This is a genomic window from Dendronalium sp. ChiSLP03b, from assembly GCF_034531165.2.
In the GTDB taxonomy this organism is placed as follows: Bacteria; Cyanobacteriota; Cyanobacteriia; order Cyanobacteriales; family Nostocaceae; genus Dendronalium; species Dendronalium minutum.
The window spans coordinates 20,967-44,363 of the sequence record NZ_JAVRBR020000105.1; the positions used below are offsets into that span (position 1 = coordinate 20,967).

General features: G+C 42.4%; 19 protein-coding genes. 8 read left to right on the top strand and 11 right to left on the bottom strand.

The window, feature by feature from the left end:
* Positions 1–37 precede the first annotated feature (37 nt).
* Complete coding sequence (locus RMY31_RS24665; RefSeq protein WP_322661853.1) at positions 38–1,243, bottom strand: histidine kinase; 1,206 nt, start codon at positions 1,241–1,243, stop codon at positions 38–40.
* A 126-nt stretch (positions 1,244–1,369) separates the two neighbouring features.
* On the opposite strand from RMY31_RS24665, the gene RMY31_RS24670 reads away from it, so the two are divergent.
* The 5 genes from RMY31_RS24670 (at position 1,370) to RMY31_RS24690 (ending at position 7,918) form a co-directional block, all read left to right on the top strand.
* A complete protein-coding gene (locus RMY31_RS24670) occupies positions 1,370–2,908 on the top strand; it encodes a hypothetical protein (RefSeq protein ID WP_322661855.1) in 1,539 nt (512 codons plus the stop codon).
* A gap of 57 nt (positions 2,909–2,965) precedes the next feature.
* Positions 2,966–3,835: an LPS biosynthesis glycosyltransferase gene (locus tag RMY31_RS24675; protein ID WP_322661857.1), complete on the top strand. Its 870-nt coding sequence runs from the start codon at positions 2,966–2,968 to the stop codon at positions 3,833–3,835.
* 102 nt (positions 3,836–3,937) lie between these two features.
* The gene (locus tag RMY31_RS24680; RefSeq protein ID WP_322661859.1) at positions 3,938–5,329 is read left to right on the top strand and encodes an S-layer homology domain-containing protein; all 1,392 of its coding nucleotides are present in this window, start codon (positions 3,938–3,940) and stop codon (positions 5,327–5,329) included.
* A gap of 302 nt (positions 5,330–5,631) precedes the next feature.
* Complete coding sequence (locus RMY31_RS24685; protein ID WP_322661861.1) at positions 5,632–6,771, top strand: SGNH/GDSL hydrolase family protein; 1,140 nt, start codon at positions 5,632–5,634, stop codon at positions 6,769–6,771.
* A 103-nt stretch (positions 6,772–6,874) separates the two neighbouring features.
* On the top strand, positions 6,875–7,918 hold the full coding sequence (locus tag RMY31_RS24690) for a M28 family peptidase (RefSeq protein ID WP_322661863.1): 1,044 nt from the start codon (positions 6,875–6,877) through the stop codon (positions 7,916–7,918).
* A gap of 38 nt (positions 7,919–7,956) precedes the next feature.
* Here RMY31_RS24690 and RMY31_RS24695 read toward each other — a convergent pair whose 3' ends face one another.
* From RMY31_RS24695 to RMY31_RS24725, 7 genes are all read right to left on the bottom strand, one after another.
* Positions 7,957–11,076 carry a carboxypeptidase regulatory-like domain-containing protein gene (locus RMY31_RS24695; RefSeq protein WP_322661865.1) on the bottom strand — a complete coding sequence of 1,040 codons (3,120 nt, stop codon included), beginning with the start codon at positions 11,074–11,076 and terminating at the stop codon, positions 7,957–7,959.
* A gap of 281 nt (positions 11,077–11,357) precedes the next feature.
* A complete protein-coding gene (locus tag RMY31_RS24700; protein WP_322661869.1) occupies positions 11,358–12,272 on the bottom strand; it encodes a molecular chaperone in 915 nt (304 codons plus the stop codon).
* Between the two features lie 51 nt (positions 12,273–12,323).
* Positions 12,324–12,887 (bottom strand): hypothetical protein, encoded by a 564-nt coding sequence (locus RMY31_RS24705; protein WP_322661871.1) that lies wholly within the window; start codon positions 12,885–12,887, stop codon positions 12,324–12,326.
* Between the two features lie 114 nt (positions 12,888–13,001).
* Entirely contained in the window at positions 13,002–13,574 is a 573-nt protein-coding gene (locus RMY31_RS24710) for a hypothetical protein (protein WP_322661872.1), read from the bottom strand.
* A gap of 189 nt (positions 13,575–13,763) precedes the next feature.
* The gene (locus tag RMY31_RS24715; RefSeq protein ID WP_322661874.1) at positions 13,764–16,490 is read right to left on the bottom strand and encodes an ELWxxDGT repeat protein; all 2,727 of its coding nucleotides are present in this window, start codon (positions 16,488–16,490) and stop codon (positions 13,764–13,766) included.
* Positions 16,491–17,549: 1,059 nt separating this feature from the next.
* Complete coding sequence (locus RMY31_RS24720; RefSeq protein WP_322661876.1) at positions 17,550–18,365, bottom strand: DUF3598 family protein; 816 nt, start codon at positions 18,363–18,365, stop codon at positions 17,550–17,552.
* A 46-nt stretch (positions 18,366–18,411) separates the two neighbouring features.
* Positions 18,412–19,314 carry an ABC transporter permease gene (locus RMY31_RS24725; protein WP_322661878.1) on the bottom strand — a complete coding sequence of 301 codons (903 nt, stop codon included), beginning with the start codon at positions 19,312–19,314 and terminating at the stop codon, positions 18,412–18,414.
* Positions 19,315–19,536: 222 nt separating this feature from the next.
* On the opposite strand from RMY31_RS24725, the gene def reads away from it, so the two are divergent.
* Genes def through RMY31_RS24740 form a run of 3 tightly spaced genes read left to right on the top strand, consistent with a single transcriptional unit; the run spans position 19,537 to position 20,512 of the window.
* Positions 19,537–20,100, top strand: coding sequence for a peptide deformylase (gene def / locus RMY31_RS24730; protein ID WP_322661880.1), 564 nt, complete (start codon positions 19,537–19,539; stop codon positions 20,098–20,100).
* Positions 20,101–20,110: 10 nt separating this feature from the next.
* Positions 20,111–20,314 carry a hypothetical protein gene (locus tag RMY31_RS24735; RefSeq protein ID WP_322661883.1) on the top strand — a complete coding sequence of 68 codons (204 nt, stop codon included), beginning with the start codon at positions 20,111–20,113 and terminating at the stop codon, positions 20,312–20,314.
* Between the two features lie 27 nt (positions 20,315–20,341).
* On the top strand, positions 20,342–20,512 hold the full coding sequence (locus RMY31_RS24740) for a hypothetical protein (protein ID WP_409878327.1): 171 nt from the start codon (positions 20,342–20,344) through the stop codon (positions 20,510–20,512).
* A gap of 333 nt (positions 20,513–20,845) precedes the next feature.
* On the opposite strand, the gene RMY31_RS24745 is transcribed toward RMY31_RS24740, so the two are convergent.
* The 3 genes from RMY31_RS24745 to yidC form a co-directional block, all read right to left on the bottom strand.
* On the bottom strand, positions 20,846–21,352 hold the full coding sequence (locus RMY31_RS24745) for a DUF177 domain-containing protein (protein ID WP_322661884.1): 507 nt from the start codon (positions 21,350–21,352) through the stop codon (positions 20,846–20,848).
* 310 nt (positions 21,353–21,662) lie between these two features.
* Positions 21,663–22,178 (bottom strand): protein jag, encoded by a 516-nt coding sequence (locus RMY31_RS24750; RefSeq protein ID WP_322661886.1) that lies wholly within the window; start codon positions 22,176–22,178, stop codon positions 21,663–21,665.
* A gap of 3 nt (positions 22,179–22,181) precedes the next feature.
* Positions 22,182–23,324 carry a membrane protein insertase YidC gene (yidC, locus tag RMY31_RS24755; protein WP_322661889.1) on the bottom strand — a complete coding sequence of 381 codons (1,143 nt, stop codon included), beginning with the start codon at positions 23,322–23,324 and terminating at the stop codon, positions 22,182–22,184.
* Positions 23,325–23,397: the final 73 nt, after the last annotated feature.

Genomic DNA, 23,397 nt, shown 5'->3' on the forward strand with positions numbered 1-23,397 from the left:
GAGTCCAAAGTCCATAGTAATTAATTTTGACTATTGACTAAGAAGGATATACTGGCAATGTGAAGTGAAACCATGCTCCGCCATTGGGGGCAGTGTCCACCCAAATTTGACCGTAGTGTGCCCTAATTATGCGTTGACATAAACAAAGACCAATGCCGTAACCTTCTGTACCTTCATCTCGTTGCAGGCGGAAGTGGTTTTCAAAGATGCGATCGCGATTTTCTATAGGAATACCAGGCCCATTATCGCCAACGCTAAACTGAACTTTTTGGGTTGTACGGTGTAATCCGGCGACGCTAATCTTACCACCTTGTGGGGTGTATTTAATAGCATTGTCCAATAAATTAACTATCACTTGACGTATCCGTTCGGGATCGGCGTATACGTTTGGTAAGTCTTTGGGAATATCCGTTTCTACTTGCAGTAATTTGGCAGTGTAGCGATCGCGCAATTCCTCAAGTACATCCAAGCAGAGTTGACCTAGTTCTATTTTTTGCGGTATAATTGGTAACTCTGTATCGTTACCTCGGGCCACTTGCAAAAGGTCGGCGATCATCCGATCGATGATCTTTGTTTGACTGCGGGCCTGTTTTAATAAATGCGCCGACATTGCTGGTTTTAGGCGCTTGAATTCTCCTGTTTCTGTACTGTAGTTAGATTGCAAAGTTTCTATAGCGATCGCGGCAGCAGTTAGGGGATTGCGGAGGTCGTGTGCCAGCATAGCGATCACCCGGTCTTTAAATTGTAGCTGCTCTTGAAGTTTATCTTTTTCTTGTTTCAAACGAAAAATTTCGTCTGAGAGCCGCATGAGTTCCGCAGAAACAGCAACAGAACTGATTGTTGATTTGGGAGATGACACTCGACCATTTTCATCAATACGTTCTTGTAAGTCTTCCTGCAACTTTAAGTAAGTGTCTACGGCAGTTTGCCAGCGAGGCCACCAGTTTTTCAATTGGGCAATGATGTTGCTCCCAGCTAAAATCTGCCTAGGCTCCGGGTGGATTTTAATTAAAGCTGGTGTCGCTACCAATTTAAAGTGTTCCGCCAAGTAGGGTTGTTGCCCGACATCTATGATTTGTAGTTCAAAATGATACTCAGCCTGCAATTCTTTTAAGTAAGCACGTAGTCGCTGTACTTGTTGTCGGGACTTGGGTCGTCCATCGACAAATAGCAACAGCTGTAGTGGAGCCTCAGAATAAATCGGCTGATCCTGGGAAACTTGCATGTAATCGTGTTTCGGCACTGGTAACAACCTGGCAACGCTTTGCAGAAAGTAAAATGGACTGACGGTTGTCGATGGTCGTTCTTTTTTTTCAATTTAATATCTATTTTAGATTTTTCGTACTCCTATCCGATCTGCGTTTTTAACATGAGATACATCTTTTTCAGCCTTTTGCTTCCTTTTTGCCTAACTTCGTCTCCCACAAGCACTCTCGCCCTTGAATATAAGTCCGAACATACTCAGAATCATAACTTTGCTTCCAAGTCAATAGATGAGACTTTTTATACTAGGGCAAGTCAGCTAGTGCAGCAACAAATTGACTTGATAGCTCGCATTGAACAAGCACTCACTGACCCAGATGCTAATCGCTTGCGATCTGTTCGAGGGCAGTTAATCGTCCAAACCAAGTCCGTGGAAGGATTTGTCAACCGCCAGTACACAAGTCCCGTGACTTTGTGTGTTCCCAGAGTGGATTTATCGGTTTCCCCCTTACCAAACCAATTAACCAAGTCACAAGCACAAATTTACTGCTCTTTGTACACTTCTAGCCAGGAATTATTGAAACTTTCTCCGATGCTGGATAGGCTGTTATCTCGACGCGGCGAATTAGCCTTAGTCAGACAGCTACCCTTGGTTACTGGCGAACGCCAATTTGACCCAGTGCTTTCTATTGCGCCCATACAGCATCCGAATCTAAGTCAGGTAGCGACACCTTTCTCTACAGGGGAACCAAATATATCGACGGACACTTTGGCAACCGAGCAGCAGTTTACAGAGATATTTTCCCCATCAGTGATTGTCGCTAGGACTGCAAAAACAGCCATAGCTAACTATACACCGCCCTTGCAACCTGCGATCGCACCGCCAGTAGAAGCACTCACGACTCTGGCAAATGCCAAACAGATTTTAACCGCAACACAACAGGCATTTCCCCCAGAGATTAAATTTACAGATCCTCAGGAAACTGCGGTGACACTCGACCGTTTCGCCTACGACCTCGATCCCCAAGAATCACAAACTTACGCCAAGTTTCTGGAATTGCCTCACACTGGTATTTTCCGTGTGTTGCATTCTTCAGCTTACCAACGTCCGCTGAATACTCTCCAGAATCGATTGCAACCCAGCGTCAGTGAGCGCTATCCTTTTCCTTTGTTGGGTGATGCTCAGGGGGAATTTAATCCCAGTCTAGCACTTCAGCTAGTTGGCGATCGCTTCCAACTAGGACATCAAGGAGTAGATTATAGCTTCATGTTGGATGTCGGCGATGTCCCATTAGAACAGTTGGATGGGAAGTTGCAAACTGTGGCATCACCGACGCGACAATTTTTTCTCAACTACCAACCTCCCAAGCAGTTAGATGCTTTACAAGTAGAAAGGCGGCGTTTTTTGACTGGCAAAGACCAGAACTGGAATCAAAGCCAAGCGATTTTAGCAGGTGCGACTGCTGAATTAAATCATACTTATCTGGTGCGATCGCTACAATTCCACATTCCAAAGACGATTGCGATCGGTCAACCAATTTCCCAGCCAGAACGTCCTTATTATCTAAACCAATTACAGCAGATACAAAGCAGTGATACGCTCCTTGCCTTCCGAGCAGTTCGTCGCCGTTCTGATGGCAGCTACACTGTACTTTGGCGAGTTTTAAATCAGTTACCCGCACCGCAAATTGTAGATGTAGAGTAAATATCTGTATAATGATTTTTGCCAGATTTTACTCTCATAAAGCTTAATCGTATTAACATGAGGGCAATTGCAGCGACAGTTGCTAACCAAAAACTTGGTAAAAATCACCTAGTTAACTGTATTAGTAGAGTCTTGATAATTGCCTATCAAGAATCAACTCAGCAACTTGAAGAAGTATTAACTCAAGAAAAGTTGCAGTACGAAGTTCTCAGACAAGGAAATAAACCCGAATTTCAGCATTTTTCTCGGAGTTATTTATGTTTGATGAACCATCGACGAGCCTGGGCAAAAGCCGCTCAAGAGGATAGACCAACTATCATTATTGAGGCAGATTTTGTTCCAGTAGTTAATTTTGGCAAGCTTCCCCTACCCTTTAATCCCAATCAAACTGATGTTGGAGTTAGTTGGTTATACACTTGTGCGCCCCAGGTGTACCATGTCTCAGTTGATGGCTATGCCGAAGGGTTTTCAACTTCAACGGTAGCTTATACAGTAACCTCGAAAAGTGCCCGCTATCTAATAGAACTGGTAGAGGAAGTTAGAGAAAAAGTAGGAGCTGCTAACTACTCAACTTGGGATTCTACTGTTGACTCTTTTCTGCGTCACAGAAAGCTGAAGAACTACATTGTATGGCGGAACTATGGCGAACATGGGGGTTTACCAAATCCTGAGCATTACCAAAACAAGCTGAGTAGAACTCATCGCGCTGATGTACTCTACGGTAAACTGACTTTTACGCCCTTGTACGCTGCCCATGCAAGAAGCAGAAAACTGAAGTTGCTAACGGTGAGGTTAAAGGCTCGTCTCAAAGGAATTGCTCGCCTGGTAACTGGACGCTTTCTGAGAGTGAAAGTTATCCGAGGTTCTAGTGTACCTGCGAGGCTCATCAGTTTCGCCGTTCTTCGACAATTGTCGTTGCAAGTTTAAATAAAGTATTGGCAATTACATATAGCTGAAAATACATACAACTTAATAAATTATTGACAATCTGCGCTAGGGTAGGAATTGACACGCAATTTTTGACTGCCTGTGCTTCCCTTTAAACATCCAGCTGTCTTTCTGAGTTTGGCTGTTTTCCTTTCTTCTTTAACAGCCTGCGCTAACAGTCCAACCGCCAAAAACCTCGAACAATCTTTGGCGGCAGATCCTAGATTGCAAAATACCACTGGTATCTTTGGGGAAGCGAAAGCGGGTGAAACACAAACGGGGCAAAATGAACCCACAGTTGAGTTGCCAGCTGACTTTCCCAAAGATATCCCGTTATATCCCAACGCCAAATTACAGGAAATTACACCTACTAGTGGTTCAGAAAATAAAGTATCTACGCGCTGGTTGAGTTCTGACCCCAGCAATTTTATCACTAGCTTTTATCGCACCCAGTTTCAGACAAACAACTGGCAGATTTTGCAACAGCCAACAGATGAGGTGGGAGGAGATTTTGAGGCACGTCGTAACGATTTGCTGGTGAAGGTGTCGATTCAAGCTCAATCAGTTACTAACCCTGCTCCCAATGAACCACAAACAGCCACTGCATTACTAATTGAGTACATACCCAATAGTACAGCAACGGCACAACCCAACCCAACCAACAGTCCGACTGAAACTACTAACAACGTTCCCCAACCGGGCGATCCTCAGTTTATTGGCCCTGTACCGCCTTCAAACTTGGCAACACAGCCAGGAAGCACGTCTAATAACCAAACAAATGCTACAGCGGCATCTCAGGAATTTAACGATCTCAACAAAGCACCGCAAGAACTGCGGCAATATATCCAAGATTTAGCGTCTTTAGGAGTTTTGTCTGTAGGCTCTCCAGCAACTAAGAGCAATAATGCTACAACTAACCAATTTGAACCAAGTAAAATTATTACCCGCCGGGAATATGCCCGTTGGTTAGTTGCTGCTAATAATGCTATGTATGTTAATAATCCAGCTAAGCAGATTCGTTCAGCTGCGGAAAGTACTCAACCTGCTTTTAGTGATGTCTCGAAAACCGACCCGAATTTTTCAGAAATTCAGGGATTAGCTGAAGCTGGGTTAGTTCCCAGTCCTTTGTCTGGTGATTCGACAACAGTTTTGTTTCGTCCGGATGCACCCCTGACGCGGGAGCAGTTGCTATTGTGGAAAGTACCTTTGGATACCCGCCAAGCTTTACCCGCTGCCAATTTGGATGCAGTCAAGCAAACTTGGGGTTTTCAAGATATAGGGAAGATTGACCCCAAGGCTTTACGTGCAGTCTTAGCTGATTTCCAAAATGGCGAACAGTCGAATATTCGGCGGGTGTTTGGCTATACAACACTGTTGCAACCGAAAAAACCAGTTACTCGCGCTGAAGCTGCTGGGGCTTTGTGGTATTTCGGTACGCAGGGTGAAGGTGTGTCGGCTGTTGATGCTTTGAAGTTAAAGCGATCGCCAAACTGAATTCTATTGTAGCTAGTTTAAAGCTAACGGTAGGGTGGGCTATTTGCCTACCCTACTAATTTTTGCGTGCCAGCTTTACAATTTCTTTGCAAGATACCTGTTTAATGATAAAAATCAGATAAATCTCTAGATTGAGAGCAATCCTAACCTGTATATTTAGTATTGGTTATCTATTCAATAGAATTACGCACATAAAGCTGATTAAAAGTGCTTGACTTTATAATAACTAGTCAAGTAACACGATAGATTTACCTAGTTCTGAATTTAAAAAAGCAGCAAATAATACAACAATTAAGATAAATATGAAACAGCAACTTATGGCGGCAGGATTTGTCCTCTTCTCTTTTATGCTGCCGCTAAAAGCTTCGGCTGGCACTTTTGGTATTGATAGCATTTATGTGTTCGGTGATAGTCTTTCAGATACTGGTAACGTATTTGCTGCTTCCGGGCAAACCATTCCTCCTCCCCCATACTCTCAAGGACGCTTTTCCAATGGACCTATCTGGATAGAGGAGCTTGCCCAAAAGCTAGAATTAGATAGTTCTCCGACTCCATATATTAATGTCGTAAATGGCGCTACCCCCAAGAATGGCATTAACTTTGCCTTCGGAGGAGCTACCACCACAAGTATCAACACAGTCTCGCCACTTCTACCAGGCTTGCAACAACAAATTGGAGCTTTTGCACAACCGCTAATTCAAACTAATCAGAAAGCTGACTCAAATGGATTGTATGTATTGTGGGCTGGTGCTAATGATTATTTACCTACCGACGCTAACCCTAATTATTTCCAGCCTTTTACTGATACTACACAAACAATCAATAATTTAAAGACGGCAGTTGCATCTCTGGCCAGTGTCGGTGCTAAAAATATTCTGCTAGTCAACTTACCCGATTTAGGTCTAACCCCTCGCGCTCAGAATTTCGATCCTACTTTGCCCGTACCCAACGGCACTTCCCAAATTTTAAGTGATTTGACTGAACAGCATAACGAGGACTTATCCAAAGTCATTGAAGATTTAGACAACGTCCTAGCTCCTGACGTGAAACTAATCTCTTTTGATGTTAATTCTGTGTTAGAAGATGTAATCGATCGCCCGAGTAAATATGGCTTCAAGGAAGTGACAAAACCTTGTCTATTCGACCAATCGATTCCATCTTGTGCAATTGACCAATCAAAGCAGGATGAATATTTATTTTGGGATGGAATCCATCCTACAACTACTGCTCACAAGATCATAGGAGATAGGGCTTTTCAAACAATTGCAAAATCAGCCCAGCCTGTCCCCGAACCTTCAACAGCATTGGGAACATTGGGAATTGGTACTCTGGGTGCGATCGCCTTTATGAAATACAAACGCAAAAAGTCACTGCTGACGGCAACAAGTCAAGTTCCTAATGTACAATCAACTCTCACAAAGAAAGTAAAGGTTGGTTGCTGAAAACAGTTTGGTTTTTCTTTGGCTATAGCTTGTATATTGCCCTTGGGTATATGATTTAAAGTAAAAATCTTTATACTTAGTTTTTGACTTTAATAATACATCCATGTGGAACTACGATCGCCTATTTGAAATCATCGAAAAATTAGTCATGCACCATTCTCCGAGTGGTGCAGAAGCCGAAATCAACCAGTTTTTGATGCAGAAATTTGCCGCACTGGGTGTAGAAGTTTGGTGCGATCGCGCCGATAATATTATTGCTAAAATTCCTGGTAAAAATCCAGAGCAAGCAATCGCAATCACAGCACACAAAGACGAAATTGGGGCAATTGTCAAAACTGTCGGCGATGAAGGTCGTGTGGAAGTTCGCAAGCTTGGGGGTGCTTTCCCTTGGGTTTATGGTGAAGGCGTTGTCGATTTACTGGGAGATAACGAAACTATCAACGGTATTCTTAGTTTTGGTTCTCGCCACGTTTCCCACGAATCCCCCCAAAAAGTCCAGCAGGAAGATACTATTCTCAAGTGGGAAAATGCCTGGATTGAAACGAAACTCACCACAGCTGAACTAGAAGCAGCTGGCATTCGACCCGGAACCAGAATGGTGATTGGTAAGCATCGCAAACATCCCATTCGTTTAAAGGATCACATTGCTAGTTACACCCTAGATAACAAAGCTTCTGTTGCTATATTGCTAGCTTTGGCTCAAACATTGAAACAGCCAGTAGTTGATGTTTATCTGGTAGCGTCAGCCAAAGAAGAAGTAGGAGCAATTGGGGCTTTATTTTTTACCCAAAATCAGCGCTTGGATGCTTTAATTGCTTTAGAAATTTGTCCGCTAGCGAATGAATACCCAGTTGAGGACGGGAAAAGCCCGGTAATTCTTTCTCAAGATGCGTATGGCATTTATGATGAGACACTAAATGGTCAGTTGCGCCATAGTGCCAAAAAACTAGAGATGCCAGTACAGCTAACAACTCTAAGTCAATTTGGCAGTGATGCTTCCATCGCCATGAAATTTGGTCATGTTGGTCGTGCTGCTTGTTTGGCATTTCCTACACAAAACACCCACGGCTATGAAATTGCCCATTTAGGAGCGATCGCTAACTGTATCGAGTTGTTAAAATCTTTCTGCGAAACAGAATTTGAGTGATGTGTGCAGACTTACTTGAGGAAGCGATCGCTTCTCAATTATTTCTCTTTTGTGTCCTTAGCTGCTGCGGTAATCGGCAATTGCAGATTCTGGTCGTAGACGAAATCTTTGTTAATCGCGACTTCTAGTTTGGGGAGAGTTTCACTGTTAGTAATACCATCTTGGCTAGGAACCCGCAATGTATAGTTACCAATGGGGACTCCATCTAGACGGTAAAGACCAAATTGGTCAGTCATAGTTGATAAGACACGCGCGCCAGCGGGATTAATAAGTTCTACTCGCACTTCTGTCATCGGCTTACCTGCTACATCGGTGATGCGTCCAGCCAAACCATATTCTTCTGTCACAGCGAAACTTAAACGAGTGATTGCAGCACCTGCAACCTCAGCTACTATGGTGGTTTTACCGACTGCCAGTTCTATGGGTAACCTGTCTGGATCGAGTTCAACTATGTAGATACCTTCTCGTAAGTTGCCAACAAAGAAGTTACCAGCAGAGTCCGTTTTAGCTGTACCGACTCTGTTGTTACGACTATCTAGAACACGGATATTGGCTCCACCTAAATTAAAGTCTTTCTTGCCTCCTTCTACAACAATTTGTCCAGAGATGCCACCTTTTTCCTGCCCCAAACCATAAGAACTAGCAGGAGCAACACCACCTCCAGCAAAAGACAAATCTGATACCAGTAAAACAGTGAGGCGATCGTCTCCGAATCCTCCTAAAAGACTTCTACTTCTAGAAGGAATGCCTTGATATTCTGCCCTAGCAAATAAGCCAGGAAGTACTTGCATACTAGCACCTACAATTGGTCCGACATCACCATCACTGTAGGCAAGTCCCACCCGCCAACTCAGACCACTGATATTACGAGAATTGTAATTAAGGGTCGTAGAGTAACGAGGCTCTAAATCGCCACCAAATTCGCCACCAAGAGAAAACTGATAGTTGCGGTTTAGATTATGAGTAATATCTGAAGTGTATATATCACCAAAGGTGTTGAAAGCCAGTCTAGTTGCTCGACTGGGGTAATAGTAACTACTGAATAAATATCGCCCGTCCAGGTCGGGTCTACCCCTTAAAGATAAGTTATTAAAAGGATTTAGAGTAAAAGTAGGTATAATATAGCTAGCATTTCTACTTTCATCTTGGCGGCTGCGGGCAATAAATCCCAGTTTAAAATTATTGCTGAATTTATAATTTGTTTCCAGGCTATGATTGAAGCGATCGCGTGATTGACTGCTTGAGTTATAGCCAGTAGGAAATAACTGCGAATTACCAAGAATTTCTAACTTACCGAAATTGATATCTAAATCGGTTGTATAACCAACTTGACCGCGAGATGTGCCAAGACTAGTAGCTAGAACAGCTGGATTTGCTAATCGCCAAATGAAGCCAGCTTGCGTCTGTACAGTACCGGGAATTGATTGTACAGAACCTTCAAAAGTTAAGTTCTCAGAAAGACCTTGACGTAATTGATAAAATCCGACTAGCTTACCTGATTCTGAACCGAAATCTCCAAATAAAGAATCTTGGGCTAAGTTCCCACTTAAACCCAAGCCCCCTAGTTGCACATTACCTCCTGCTGGTAGCAACAAATCAGAAGCATTGATTCGTAAAGAGCGAATTTCAACAGGAATGTTGATATTGTTGCGATCGAAAATCAACAATTCAATATCATTGTTGTTACCTGTAGGTAAGTTGACATCAATAAACTCATATATTCCATTAAGTCCAACCTGTTGCTGTGCAACTATAATTCCACTGACTCTGAGTTGCACAAAACTTGCTGGTGGTACTTCACCTCTAAAGCTTTGTAAAGGTTGAGAGCGTCTAGGTAAAAGTTCAGATGCACTATACTGTTGTCTAAATCTATCAGCTGGTAAATTACTATAACCGATTTGTGCCCCTGTCAAATTCATCCCATTCAATAGAGGATGCAAACCAATCTGTTGCCTACCTACTTGATAACGTAATTGATTACTACGTTTATAGAAAAAATATTCAGAAATATCAGGTTGATTTACAAAATTATTATTCAGACGAACCCGCCAATTTCCTCCTGCTAGTCTTCCTCCTAAAAGGGTAGAACTACGAAAGCGTGTATCTCCAGAAGAGTTGGTGATTTGTAATTCTTGCCTTAAACTAGAAAGCCCGCTAATAGGAGCTAGAACTTCAGGTTGCAAAGCAGATGCTGTTTGTTGAGATTCACCACTACCGCGCCGCCAAGGTAGGTCAACAACCAATGCTAAATTAGCAGAATCAAACTTTAATAATATAGATAATTTTTCTTTGAGTGTTGCCTCACTAAGATAAGTGATGCCATCAATTTCTTTGAGGTTACTTGCTAGTAAGTCAACAACTCCTAAAGGCGTTTTTAGTCTAGTCTTACCATCAATATTTTCAACAGTGAAATCAGCAATTTCTGCAAATGCTCCCAGGGGAACTACAATAGAATTGCCATCAATGCGAATATCTAAGCTACCGACTTCTCGTCTATTAATAATTACACCAACAAGAAAATTGCCGTCTACCGCTTTGATATTTTGAGTAATAGTAGACGAATCTGGACTTGCAGGTACAGGACTACTATTATTATTTTCTGTTGGTTTAAGATCGCTGCTAGATTTTGTACCAGCTTCTAAAGAAGATACTGCACTATTAGAAGAATTTTCTGCTGGTTGATTGCTGTTTTTTGAAACTGATGGAACTTCCGCAACTACTTCATCAGCGGGTTGATTAACATTTTTTGAACCTGCCGGAACTTCAGCAACTAATTCATTAGCAGATTGATCAGCATTTTTTGAAACTGATGGAACTTCTGCAACTACTTCATCAGTTGAATTCACAACTTCTGATGAAAGTGTTAAATCTGTATTAGCAGGATTACCAGTAGAAAATTCAGGTGGAAATTTTTCGTTATTGCTAGTAGTGGTAATACCTCGCGTTGAATTTTGGTACTGTATTTCTTCCCCAACAGCATCTAAGTTCTGGGCTTTTGCTGATGTAGCATTACCGCCATTCTCTGAGGCGGCTACCGTCCCTTTTTGTTGCTTAATAAAATTAAGATTTTTGTCATCCAAATGTTGATCAAAAACATTTTCTGACTGTAGGGTAATAACAACTATAGGTGGCGTAGGTGGTAAAGCGAGATGCAGCATATTTAGTTAAGCACAAAAATTACATAAAATTGGGAAAGTGAGTAAGCGAATATTTACTGCCGAAATAATCTTTGGCAGTAAATAATTTCAGGCTTAGTAAAAATCAACTTTGCCTTGCGATGAACCTCACATCTTGCACAAAAAATGATGTTATTTAAGCACTAATTAGCAAATTTAAAGTCCTTGATTTAGCGGTAAAAGCTCAGAAAAATCATGTAAATTTATTAGGACTTATCCCCTAAAACAAGGATTATACGCAGAGGTGCAAGATATGAGAAAAGCTATTTCTTCTGAAGACGATTTCTCAGATTGCGAGCAGCAGGCTTAGTTTGATTTGATGCGTTTGCAGTAGCTTCTGGAATAACAAAGGGAATGCCTTGGTTGATTTTCACCCCATTCAACTCGCCGTTAATATCTAATACGTATTTACCAGGAGCTAATGTCTTAGGGATGGGCAATTGCAGACGACGACGAGTATCAGGTAACACGGGTAACAAGGGTAAAGTTCCCGCAGCTAATACATTCTCTGGGAGTTTTTTTCCGGGTTTTTCCACGTCGTTTATAGGTTTCGTGGCATTAGCTCCCGGATATTTAGCAGCGGGCCAAATGCCATATTGACCGTTTAAACGGACGTAACCAGTACCTTTGCTAGATACATCAAATAGGGCTGTAGCACCATTAGGTTTAGAATCTACAGTAATTGAATTGACTACACCAACTCGTTTGATGTCTCCTACATAGCCGTAGAGAACAACACCTATACGTCCAACTGTACGCACATCCTTCACTTTTTCATTAGTGGCGGGAATTTCTTGAAAATAAATCACAGCGCGGTGTTCGCCAGATTTAGGCTGAATTCTGGGACGAATAGCAAAACGTATAGTCTGAGCGCTGCGCCCAGGAATAGTAAATTGAGATGGAGTAAAGACAACCCACTGTTCCAATGATTCTTCAGTAGGGGGAACCTCTACAAGCTTATTGTCTTCACTCATCTTCCAAGTTCGGACATAAGCCTTGAGTTCAATCGGCTCAGAAGACATGTTGAGTACACGAATTGCTTGCGTGCGAGTTTTGCGATTAATTTCCAGTTCAATTCGGGCTGGACTAACGCCAATATTGAGAGCAGTGGCGCTTGGTATCCCTAGGACAAATGCCCCTATTAAACTTAAGGCTAAAGTTGTGGCTTTACGAAACATTGTGATAAATTTTTAACCTTTACATACTCCTTTTACGTGGAGTATTACTAACTAACGTTGATTGACCGTTACAGTTAATACACCCCCGTATCCACCCGCAGAGTGAGCATTCGCGAGATCAAAATGCAACCGCGCGCCCCCCTCAACTAAAGCTGTATTGGTGTTTTCATCGCGGGAGATTTCGATAATAGGTAACGGTTCGACAACAACCCGCACTGTCTGTTCAGAACGTTCATTGTTGCTAAACCGATCGCTTTGTCCATTTCCTGCTTTAAGTTCATAAGTGGCATACAGAGAAGCGACTTGGTCTAGAGGAACCCGCATCTGCCAAAGCCCTGGTAATTCGCGGGTAATCACCGTATTAAACTGAGGAGGAGCTAGTAAATCTTGCGGATTCGTCACTGTCTCACTGACAGGAGCAGGTGTGATTTCTCCTAACTGTTGGGGAGGAACAATTACTTGTTGAGGTGTGGAGAGCTGATAAATTTGTGTTGGCTCTGCTACATTCAACGATTGTGCTATAGCTTCAGGCTGCGGCCAAGCCAGAAGTGCCACTAGCATACCCAGGCAGTATTTAAGATTAGGTTGGTGGCTAGTTGTCTGATTGCTGACCATTTGACTGGATTTTTCCCAAAATTCTGGCTACGTAATAGACCTCTTGCACTGAGAAAGGCATCCTGCTTGCCCGATCTGGCAGCAGGCAAGATGCCTGCACTAGTAGCATTGGAGCTATGGAGTTGCTACGCTAACGTTGATGATACCTCCATTGTAGAGACCAGCTTCCGTAGCAGTACTCAAGTCAAACTCGATATCTGCACCGCCAACATAAGGTGTTTGTAAACCAATTGCAGTAGTTGGGTCAGTACCAGTGTTGGTGACATTGGCAATGGTTGCAGTGGCACCACCAGCGCTTGTCAGACCAGGGGTAGAGGCAGTCAAGGTAATGGTAGCACCGCCAGGGTTGTTAGACCAAACTGCGTATAACTCAGCCACATTTTTTGTGATAGTGCCAGCTGACAAAGCAGCAAATGGACTGGTTTGATCGATAGTAGTAGTACCGTCTGTCAAGGCAGGATTGTTGTAATCTTGACCAACTCCACCTGTAGTAACTCCTCCTAATTCTGCTTCAGAAATATCCAACGAAATTGTTTGGAAAGTCCGCAAGAAGAGTACTTCTGGCACGTTAATTTCAACGTCCACGTCTTGGTTAGCAGTTAATTGAGCGTGGGCTGGTGCAGAGAACAAGCTACCTGCAACAACGGTACCTGCGGCAACGGCAATAGCTAGAATTTTGCTTTTCATGAAAATCTCTCCCTCGTGTTTTTGTGTCAATTTGGTTACTTTTGAATTTCGCGGCTTTTCCTCTTGGTTTTGATTTTGAGATCGCTATTTAGAAGAGATTTCCTAATCGGTCCAGAGTTTTTTTCAAATGAGAATGCAATTATTTAACTGGCGCTAATTACTCAAAACTTTATAAACATCACCTCCTTTTCATAAAACCCACAATTCTGTGCCATTTGTCCCGTTTGTGGCAGTCAAGAACAGCCGCGTACCAACGACAGTCAACTGGGCAGGGTTAGCATTGCCCGTTCCAGAATTAATGTTATTAACCCTGCGCGTACCTACAGCTGTGCCGTCACTGCTCCATATTTCTCTACCGTTTGTAGGCTCGGAAGCCGCAAAATAGAGAGTGCCACCAAAATTAACGAGACTATCGGGAATACTGTTGTTAGGGTCTGCACCAGACCAAATATCTTTAACTAGAATTGTGCCCACATCACTGCCGTCACTCTTCCACAGTTCCAGCCCGGTTGTGCTGTCGTAGGCTGTAAAGTAGAGGGTGCTACCGACAGTAGTCATATTGAGCGGGCCAAAACCGATATTTGGGGCTGCGTTCAGGTCATTTTTGACCCGCCCTACGCCATTACTATCAATCTTCCATAGTTCCTGCTTGAAGTCATTGTTGCTATCTGTGACGAAATATAAGGTACTGCCTACAGCTGTGAGTTCGCTCGGCCCAAAACCACCCGTACCTGGGGTAATATTTTGGACAAGACTGGTTCCCCCTGCTGTGCCGTCACTCTTCCATAGCTCAACGCCGTTAGTGCCATCATTAGCAGTAAAGTAGAGGCTGTTACCAACAGCAGTGAGCTTGGCAGGAGCTGAACTTTGTCCACCGATTCTAATGTCTTTGACAAGACCGGTTCCTCCTGTTGTGCCATCACTTGACCATAGCTCAATGCCGTTAGCTGAGTCACGAGCAGAAAAATAAAGCTTGCCGTTAAAGGCGATAAGATTCTCAGGGCTAGAACTCGTGGAACCTGAGTAGATATCTTTAACCAGACTCACTGTTGTACCATCATAAACCCACAGTTCAACGCCGTTAGTACCATCGTCGGCAGTGAAGAATGCTTTGTTACCAACTACGGTCAGATTTTTGGGGTTTGAACTCGCAGAGCCAGGATTGATGTTACTTACCAATGTGGCTGTCGTGCCATTGTAAACCCACAGTTCTCTCCCGTTAGTACCATCATCAGCACTGAAGAGCAACTTGCTACCAAAAGCCGTGAGCTTGTCAGGGTTAAAGCTACCAGGATTAATATTAGTGACTTTGGTTGTACCCGCCACAGAGCCATCACTCTTCCAGAGTTGGATACCATTGACAGCATCATTGGCAGTAAAGTACAACGTATTACCTAGCGCCGTGAGATTTTTGGGGTCGGAACTGCCAGAACCTGGGGAAATTTCCAGCATGGTGCTTGGAATCTCGGCAGATAGACTCAGATTATAGAAAGTCTCAGCATTGCTAACAGGCTTAATATAAATGTAATAAGTACCTGCTGTTAGGGTGGTATTGATATTCTCGCTAGCATTTCCCATCAGGACTGAACTTTGAATAATTACCCCAGAGTTATTGAGCAACTCTACATCGGCATTATCAGATAGACCGCTAAGGGTAAGATTGAAAGTACTTGTGTGAGTCAGATTAAACTTGTAATAGTCGTTAGTGTCGATAGTGCCAACAAAATCACTAAAGTTCTGAGAACCATTCAGCGTACCGATGTTGTTAGCTGTAGGTTTTGCGTTGGGTGCTATGTCAGGGCCAATGGCTGTAGCAGAGACACTCAAATCGTAGTTTGTTGCCGCACCGGAAGCAGGATACACCCGAATATAGTATGTACCTGCATTCAAGCTGCGTCGGATGATATCTAGATTAGTAGCACTCTGAGTAGAACTGACTATTAACCCACCACTGCTGTTGAGCAGTTGGACATTGGCGTTTGCTATTTCAGGTGTTACTTTCAGGTCAATTAGGGCGCTGGATGTTAAATCAAAACGGTAATAATCGTTAGTGTCAACGCTATTTACATAGTCTGTGAACTCTGAAGGAGTGGAGGTTAAGGTATTGATATTACGAGCCGTTACCAGAGTGTTCCCAGCATTGTCTGCTGGGTCTGTGGTAAAGCCAAGGTTCAAGGTGTAGTTTGTGGAACCGAACCCACCAGGAAACACCCGAACGTAGTAAGTACCGCTGGCAAGACTAGTATTAATCGACTCTGGATTAGTATCTGCTTGCGTTGAATTGGTAATTTTTGTGCCAGAGCTATTCAGCAATTCTACATTGGCATTGCCGCCTAGACCATCTAAGGTCAAGCTAAACGTTCCATTACTGACTACGTTAAATGTGTAGTAGTCATTGTTGTCGAGGATGACACCTCTATTGCCAACATAATCACTAGTATTGTAGTTGCTAGTTAAAGTGCCAATACTGAATGCTTGCGCTTGTGTGTCATCATTGGGTTTATTTGTAGTAATTGGATTAGCTGAGAGACTGAGGTTGTAATTAGTGCTAGCACCACTCACAGACCCAACGCGAACGTAGTAGATACCTGGATTGAGGCTATGAGCTATTAATTCTGGTGTCGTACCATTAGCATTCGCAGTTTGGAGAGCAGTACTACTAGTTTCGTTATATAGTGTCAAACTTGCATCACCAGTCAGACCATCCAATCTCAGCGTCACCACACTATCGGGATCGCTGCTACTCGCACCAATGCGAAATTTGTAATAATCGCTAATATCAGTACCACTAACGGAGTCCTGAAAAATATTTGGGGTACTGCTAAGGGGGCCATTAATATATGATGCAGATGTAGTGTCTAAAGCTGCACTTTTGCTACTTCCTGGATCTGGAAATCCTGAATAGGGTGATGGCATAGTTTTTTCTCTAAAACTTTAAATATTATGGTGACTGCAAGTTAGTGATAGTGCGGCAATAAAAACTAAATACTATTTATCAACCAAAAATTACTTTTACTTCTGTCAAAGCCATAGTTTATTGTGTGAAGATGCAACCCGCTCAGAAGTCTCATTTCTGCTTTTGTAATTTAACTGGTTGTGTATGGTTTGATAGATGCGAAATGTTTTAAATTTTGAGTTATAGCCAGTGACGAGGAACGTCTAGTACAAGAATCGTTGTTTGCAACACTATCAGATATATTTGTTGCATATATGCAAATACCTATCTACCCTGATTTAGATATAGGAGTCGAGTTCAAAATATACGGTCTAATTTTCCAAGTTTCTAAATTAGCTGTTAATTTAGTTTAATTCATTGAAAACTAGATATCAGACAGAAAACGTTTATACTAAGTTACCCAGATTATTTACAGTCACTAGCTAATCTTGTTACAAATTTACACGACCCAGTACGAAGTAATTGTGTGTTATGTATCTCTCTAACATTTTGATTTATTTTTAAAGTTTCTCCTTCCGAATGCACTGCAACTAGAATTTAACTCCTCTAGAAAATATATTGCCTCCGTAATGATACTTAAAATTTTTAATTTAAGTAACGAAAATTTCAAGTATTTATTGACAATATCTTAGTATAAAAACGTTATTCATATTGCTAGATGCGTACAGTAAAGTTTTTATGGTGAGTGCAATCAAAGATACTAACTGCGGACTGAGGAAGTAGAGAGATTAGGTTTTAATCAAGCATGGCTATTAATTAGCCATTCTCATATTCATATATAGATAAGGCTTGACTACAAAGAACGCGTTTACGCGTAGTGCAAAGCAAACTTGTCTTGCCGAAGGCTATAGTGGCAATTTTTTGAAGAGTAAGACACGAATGAATAAAAGTTTCAGAGAGTTATTGCTTAAGTCTGAAACATTTTTCACAATGCTAATTTGTTATTGTCCGCCTCGGCTTGAACTGAGGTGATTAGCCTCAGTCTGTTTCAACGGACTATAAAATCATTCTGCATCAAGCTAATGCTGTGTTTTTTCTTCAGTAACTAATGTCAGGCTAGTCCATTCACCTTTATCGTTGTAGCTGCGAACCATCCGCTGGCGCAGATTTGGCTGAATTAACCAACCCACCTCTAGGAAGAGGGATTGACGCAATTGCACATGCAAGGGAGAAGTTGCAGAAGCGCCATCAGGTAATAGCAATACTTGCATCTGCTTTTGTGGATCTCGATCGAAGTGGATGATAGAACCTTTGATGGTGGCAGTTGAAGTAATTGTCCGTTCGCCAAAACTCAAACTTTGAATTAATCGCCCAGTTTCATCAAGTTGTAATTGCAGAGTTGTAGAGTAAATTTCAGGCGATCGCCAATCTCGATATATTGTCACTGCTTCGCCTTGCCATGTCCCTAACAAGTCTTCTACCTGCAACGCTGGACGTTCTGCTTTTGGAGTATCAGCTAAGTGTTCTCGAATTAAGGTGAGTCTGTCTAAATGACCGTTTTGGTCGAAAATTTGCACCAGACGTAAGCGGCGATTTTCATAGATAAAACTAAATTCTGATCCAAATTCGGTAAATGGTGCAAGCTGAATTGAACCTTGAGAAAAGGCCCCATTTTCAAAAAACAGCAGGCTTCCACCCACAGAAGTAAAATCTAATACCATATCGTTTAGCCCCGAACGACATAGAGTCAGCCGAATTTTGTCGTTGTCGTTCAGCTTTTCTAGAGTGAGACGGCTAGGGATATCCTTGACAAATGTACCTTGAGGCGAAAACACGGTGAATGAACCTTCCCATACACCGAGATTTTGTAAAAAACTTTCCCATTGAGATTTCATAATAATTCGTAATTCGTAAATAAGACATTTGTCCAATGACCACTGACTATCCTTTGGCAAAACGCTGCACAGCAAACAAGCTCCCCATTAATCCTACCGCTGCACCAAAACTTAAGAGAATCAGTGGCAATAGTAAAATTTGTGTGGGAGTGAGTTGCAAACCATTGGTAATAAATTGGATAAATTCAGGTTGATTAGCTATTAATTTACTCAGAAACTGTTGAATGACAGAAATAAAACTCCAAGCGATCGCACCGCCAAGCAAGCCAAAGGCTATTCCTTGCAAAATAAACGGCAGATAAATCCAAACAGCAGTTGCTCCCACCAGTTGCATGATTTCAATTTCCCGCCGTCGCGCCATGACTATTAGTCGAATGGTTGTGGTAGTAACAGCGATCGCGGTCGAAGTAAGAATAATTGTAATTGTCAAAGTAATCCAGTTTAGACCTTGATGTAACTGGGCGATGCGTTTAACTGCTTCATCTACGTACTGTACTGTATCAACTCCCTGCAACTTAGCCAATTGAGTTGCTAAAGTCGGTACAACTTGAGAGTTACGGGCTTTCACCTTCATCTCATCCACCAAAGGATTATCCCCTAACTGTTGGGTAGCACCATCAATATCCGAAATTCCCAGTTCCTTGACTAACTTAGTCCAAGCTTGCTCTTTAGTAATTGTTTCTATCCCTACCACCTCTGGCATTTTCGCCACAAATGGCTCAATGGCTTGGGCTTGGATACCTGGCTCAAGATAAACTGATACTTCCAACTGGCTACCGAATTGGTTAAGGAGTTTTTCTACTTGCCAGGAAGTTTGTAAACTCAAGCCGAATAAAAATAGTAACACTGTCACAGTACTCACAGCTGCCCAATTCATCCACCCTCCGCGTAGCAAACCCAGGAAAGTTTCTTTAAGTAAGTAGTCAAGTTTTGTGAGAAATTTAAACACACATCACCCCAAAATCTAAACTTCGCGCTCAGGCGCAAAGTTCGGATTTGCGTCTTTGCGTGAGATAACATCACCATTTATACTCGACGGAGCAAACTTTTAGATGGACTGAGAGCCAAAAAACTAGTAAGTGGGGAGTACAACTAAAACTAACAACTGACCACTAACGAGATTGATAGAATTGAATTAGTAGGAATTTGCACAGTTTAGCCATTGAGAACCATGCCCTCTGAAATTGCTGTTGAGAAAAAAAAGTTAAAAAATCCGCCTTTGGAACTGCACTATTTAGGCGATCGCGTTCTGCGTCAACCCGCAAAGCGTATTACTAAAGTAGATGATGAACTTCGCCAACTGATACGCGAAATGCTGCAAACTATGTACAGCAACGATGGTATTGGTTTGGCTGCTCCCCAAGTGGGAATTCATAAACAACTAATTGTCATTGACCTTGAACCAGATAACGCTGTCAATCCACCACTGGTATTGATTAATCCCACGATTAAACAGGTGAGTAAAGAAATCTGCGTTGCCCAAGAAGGATGTTTGAGCATTCCTAACATTTACATGGACGTTAAGCGTCCCGAAGAAGTGGAAATTGCTTATAAAGATGAATATGGTCGTCCTCGGACATTAAAGGCTAATGACTTACTAGGACGCTGCATTCAGCACGAGATGGATCATCTGAACGGGGTAGTATTTGTAGACCGCGTAGAAAACTCCTTGACTTTGGCACAGGAGTTATCTAAGAATGGCTTCTCATATCAAGCTGTGAAACCAGTAGCATAGGGGGCTAGTAGTGTATTTAACTCCAAAAAGCGGTTTATTTCTCGGTGGTTCTTGTATAACAGCGATCGCAGCCGTCGGTTCAATTTTTGAACTTAGTTACGGACAGCCAGATTTGGGCGTTCCAGCAACTGCAATTATCCTAGGGTTGAGTATTCCTCTAACAGGATTATTTTTTATTGCCGCAGTGAGGGATGCAAGGGCTAACATTAAATAAGCATCAGGTACATAAAAAGGTAAAAGGATGGAGCAAAAAGGCAAAATTCATCTTTTTACCTTTTATTTTTCTACGTCTCCTAGCGTACCTAAAGCTTTCAGGGTATGTGCTGCTGTTAACCCTATAACCCCAGTAATGTTAATCCCTTGTCAGGATATAAGCGATCGCCATACCGCGATCGCGTTGTTTAGAGTATGAGTTTACTGGTTTAAAAAGTCTATTACTTGTTCAAGGTGTAACTTAGCCTTATAGATGGCAAGCAGGATTTCTTGGTCAAAACGATTGGGGTAAGGCAGCTTTTCCCTTGCATCATGGCTTTAATTGAGGTTTTTCAACCCGCGCAAGCGTGTTTTGTCTGTGTAGCCAAGCCACTGCGTTGGGCGGGTTTCCCGACTTGTACCGCTAAAGCGGAACCCGCAGGGTAGCAAGTGGCGCGCGACTTCTAGTCGCTTAGTTGAGTAACAATTTAGACTTTTCAAACATTTTCTTAAAGTAATTAGAGCATGTGCGCCGTAACGTATCCTATTCCCATTATCCTGGAAGTTGCTTTTTTAAAGCTTCCAAAGAAGCCCAGCGGTTATCAACAGGCTTTTCTGAACTATCAGCAGCAGAACTTAGAATACCTGGGCAATTGAGGTCACATAGTTGACGCTGAGGAAATTCCAAGCACATCTGCTCATACAGCCATTCGCTGGGGTAAAAGTAACCATCGGGTGGTAGAGTTTCTACCAAATCTTCCATCGCCACTTCCCTTTCTAAAGGCAAGTCCTGTGCTTGATTAACAGTTTCGTCTAACCAGATGATTTCCTTAGTATCAACCATCAAACGATGATTGTACTGTTGCAAACAGCGGTTGCAGGTACAAGTAATAATTGCCTCTGCCTGACCGGACACTTCCAGGTAATTGCCTTGATGCTGGACGCGGACGCGACCGCGAACTGGTGTCAACGTTTCCAGACCAGGCAGAAACTCTTTCACCTGAAATTCCTCTGTCCGCTCCGGGGCTTTAGTTAGCTGCGGAATAAAAATTGCGTCCATAGGATTTGTGAGATGTCCTCACGAAAATTTATGCTAGTTATCAGCAATTTTGCTGATACTTTATTTTTAGTTTATCTCTTAGGAACAATAGAAATTTTGAAATTATGATGTGGTTACGAGCTTTCAATTAACTCCTAAGTAGCTGGGCGAAATTAAATATAAAATGTCATTGCGAGCGTAACGCAGTAAAGTGAAGCAATCTCAGTCTTTGCGATGGCTTCACTTCGTACCCTTCGGGTTCTCCAAAGGAGTACGTAATGACAAAATATCTTATATTCATCTACTTAACTCCTAACTTCTATCTTTTAACTCATTCCACCAAAGCCGGACGAACCACCAGATGACGATGTGGTTCTTTACCACGACTAAAGGTTTCTAAATCTCTAAATTCCTTCAAGAATGTGTGGATTTGACGGCGTTCGGCTGAACTGAGAGATTTGATTTCCACTTCTTGACCTGTAGAACGCACCTCATCAGCTGCGGCTTCTGCTAATGAACAAATTTCCGCTTGTCTTTTGATGCGGTAGCCATTCAACTCAATGGTATAAAAAGCTTGGTCCTCGTGTGGTTGGCTCAGATTTAAAACTGAATTAGCTAGATACTGAATCGCATCTAGCACAGAACCATCAGCACCAATAAGAACTTGAATTTCTTCTGGTGTCAAGTTATTTTCATCAATTGTCAACCAGTAATTATCTGGTTCTGAGGAATCACCTTCTTGAGATTGGGCAGTTTCTAATTTGCTTTTAATCTCAGTGGATACTCCAGTGAGTTCCAGCAGTGTTTTTAACCACTGCTGACCTCGCTGCATGGGATTGTCGCTCATCTATCAACCTGTAGTCTTTTTCTTAGAACTTTTTGGCTCAAAAGGTAATGACTTTTGTTCTGCCGCTACTTCTTTCTCTTGGGAGTCTACTATTTTTTGTAGTTCCTCTGGTAGGGGTTCGCGGGAAAGAATGTAGGTTTGCAGTGTTTGGAAAATATTACCAATCACCATATACATCAGTACCCCAGCTGGTAGAGGAAAGAACAAAAACATCCCAGAAAAGATGACTGGGGTAATTTTGTTGACTGTTTCCTGCTGTGGGTTGCCACCACTCGAATTTTGCCCGGAAAGCATTTGGCTAACATAGAGGCTAATCCCAAAGAAGACTATCATTGCGACGATATCCCAGTGGATTGTGCTGTCGGGATCTATTGCGCCAACCCTACCTAAAGCATCAATGAATAAAAATCCTTTGTCTGCTGCCAGTCCGGGGATTGTGCCTTGAATTGTGACATCTCCCGGTTGTAGGGCTTCTATATTACCCTCAGCATCAATTTTGATCCTATCTTCGCCTTTTATGACTTTCCATTCAGGAACCAACTTATTTTCTGGGTGTTCTGCTAAGAGAACCTGAAATGGTTTGCCTTCAAGAGTCTGATATTGTATTTTGGTTTGTTCGCCTACTGTTAATTTGTTGCCACTAGGAAGAATGGCACTTACTTTAACATGATCTCCATCAGCAATGTAGATGTTTTGGGGAGGAGTCGCAAAGGCTTGTGGTTGAATTCGTTCGATTTGTTCAGAAGGGAAGACTTGCAAGTTAACAGAGTAGTTAACCCCAGCAAAAGGCGAACCCCGCAATGTTGCAAATAGCGCTAACAGAACTGGCATTTGCAATAGGAGTGGCAAACATCCTGCTAGTGGGTTGCCAAATTCTTTTTGAACATTGACCATTTCCTCTTGCTGCTTTTGCGGATCGTCCTTATAACGCTCCTTGATTTCTGCCATCCGCTTTTGCATCAGAGGTTGTACAATTCGCATCCGCCGCATACTGCGAATTGAACCAGCACTCAGGGGATAGAGCGCGAAGCGGATTATCAATGTCAAGGCAACGATCGCCAATCCATAGCTAGGCACAATGCTATAGAAGAAGTCTATGATTGGCAGCATTACGTTGTTCGAGAGAAACCCGATACCAAAATCCATTATTCTGAATCCAACCTGAGGTACTGTAAACTGAACTGAATCTAATTTATCTAAATCATGACTTAGTCTGCGA

Excerpts from the sequence above, each read along its gene's own strand:
- RMY31_RS24715 (WP_322661874.1), bottom strand. The coding sequence starts at position 16,490 with ATGCCATCACCCTATTCAGGATTTCCAGATCCAGGAAGTAGCAAAAGT.
- RMY31_RS24685 (WP_322661861.1), top strand. The coding sequence starts at position 5,632 with ATGAAACAGCAACTTATGGCGGCAGGATTTGTCCTCTTCTCTTTTATG.
- RMY31_RS24695 (WP_322661865.1), bottom strand. The coding sequence starts at position 11,076 with ATGCTGCATCTCGCTTTACCACCTACGCCACCTATAGTTGTTATTACC.
- RMY31_RS24690 (WP_322661863.1), top strand. The coding sequence starts at position 6,875 with ATGTGGAACTACGATCGCCTATTTGAAATCATCGAAAAATTAGTCATG.
- RMY31_RS24720 (WP_322661876.1), bottom strand. The coding sequence starts at position 18,365 with ATGAAATCTCAATGGGAAAGTTTTTTACAAAATCTCGGTGTATGGGAA.
- RMY31_RS24745 (WP_322661884.1), bottom strand. The coding sequence starts at position 21,352 with ATGGACGCAATTTTTATTCCGCAGCTAACTAAAGCCCCGGAGCGGACA.
- RMY31_RS24700 (WP_322661869.1), bottom strand. The coding sequence starts at position 12,272 with ATGTTTCGTAAAGCCACAACTTTAGCCTTAAGTTTAATAGGGGCATTT.
- def (WP_322661880.1), top strand. The coding sequence starts at position 19,537 with ATGCCCTCTGAAATTGCTGTTGAGAAAAAAAAGTTAAAAAATCCGCCT.
- RMY31_RS24705 (WP_322661871.1), bottom strand. The coding sequence starts at position 12,887 with ATGGTCAGCAATCAGACAACTAGCCACCAACCTAATCTTAAATACTGC.
- RMY31_RS24670 (WP_322661855.1), top strand. The coding sequence starts at position 1,370 with ATGAGATACATCTTTTTCAGCCTTTTGCTTCCTTTTTGCCTAACTTCG.
- RMY31_RS24750 (WP_322661886.1), bottom strand. The coding sequence starts at position 22,178 with ATGAGCGACAATCCCATGCAGCGAGGTCAGCAGTGGTTAAAAACACTG.
- yidC (WP_322661889.1), bottom strand. The coding sequence starts at position 23,324 with ATGGATTTTGGTATCGGGTTTCTCTCGAACAACGTAATGCTGCCAATC.
- RMY31_RS24740 (WP_409878327.1), top strand. The coding sequence starts at position 20,342 with ATGGAGCAAAAAGGCAAAATTCATCTTTTTACCTTTTATTTTTCTACG.
- RMY31_RS24710 (WP_322661872.1), bottom strand. The coding sequence starts at position 13,574 with ATGAAAAGCAAAATTCTAGCTATTGCCGTTGCCGCAGGTACCGTTGTT.
- RMY31_RS24675 (WP_322661857.1), top strand. The coding sequence starts at position 2,966 with ATGAGGGCAATTGCAGCGACAGTTGCTAACCAAAAACTTGGTAAAAAT.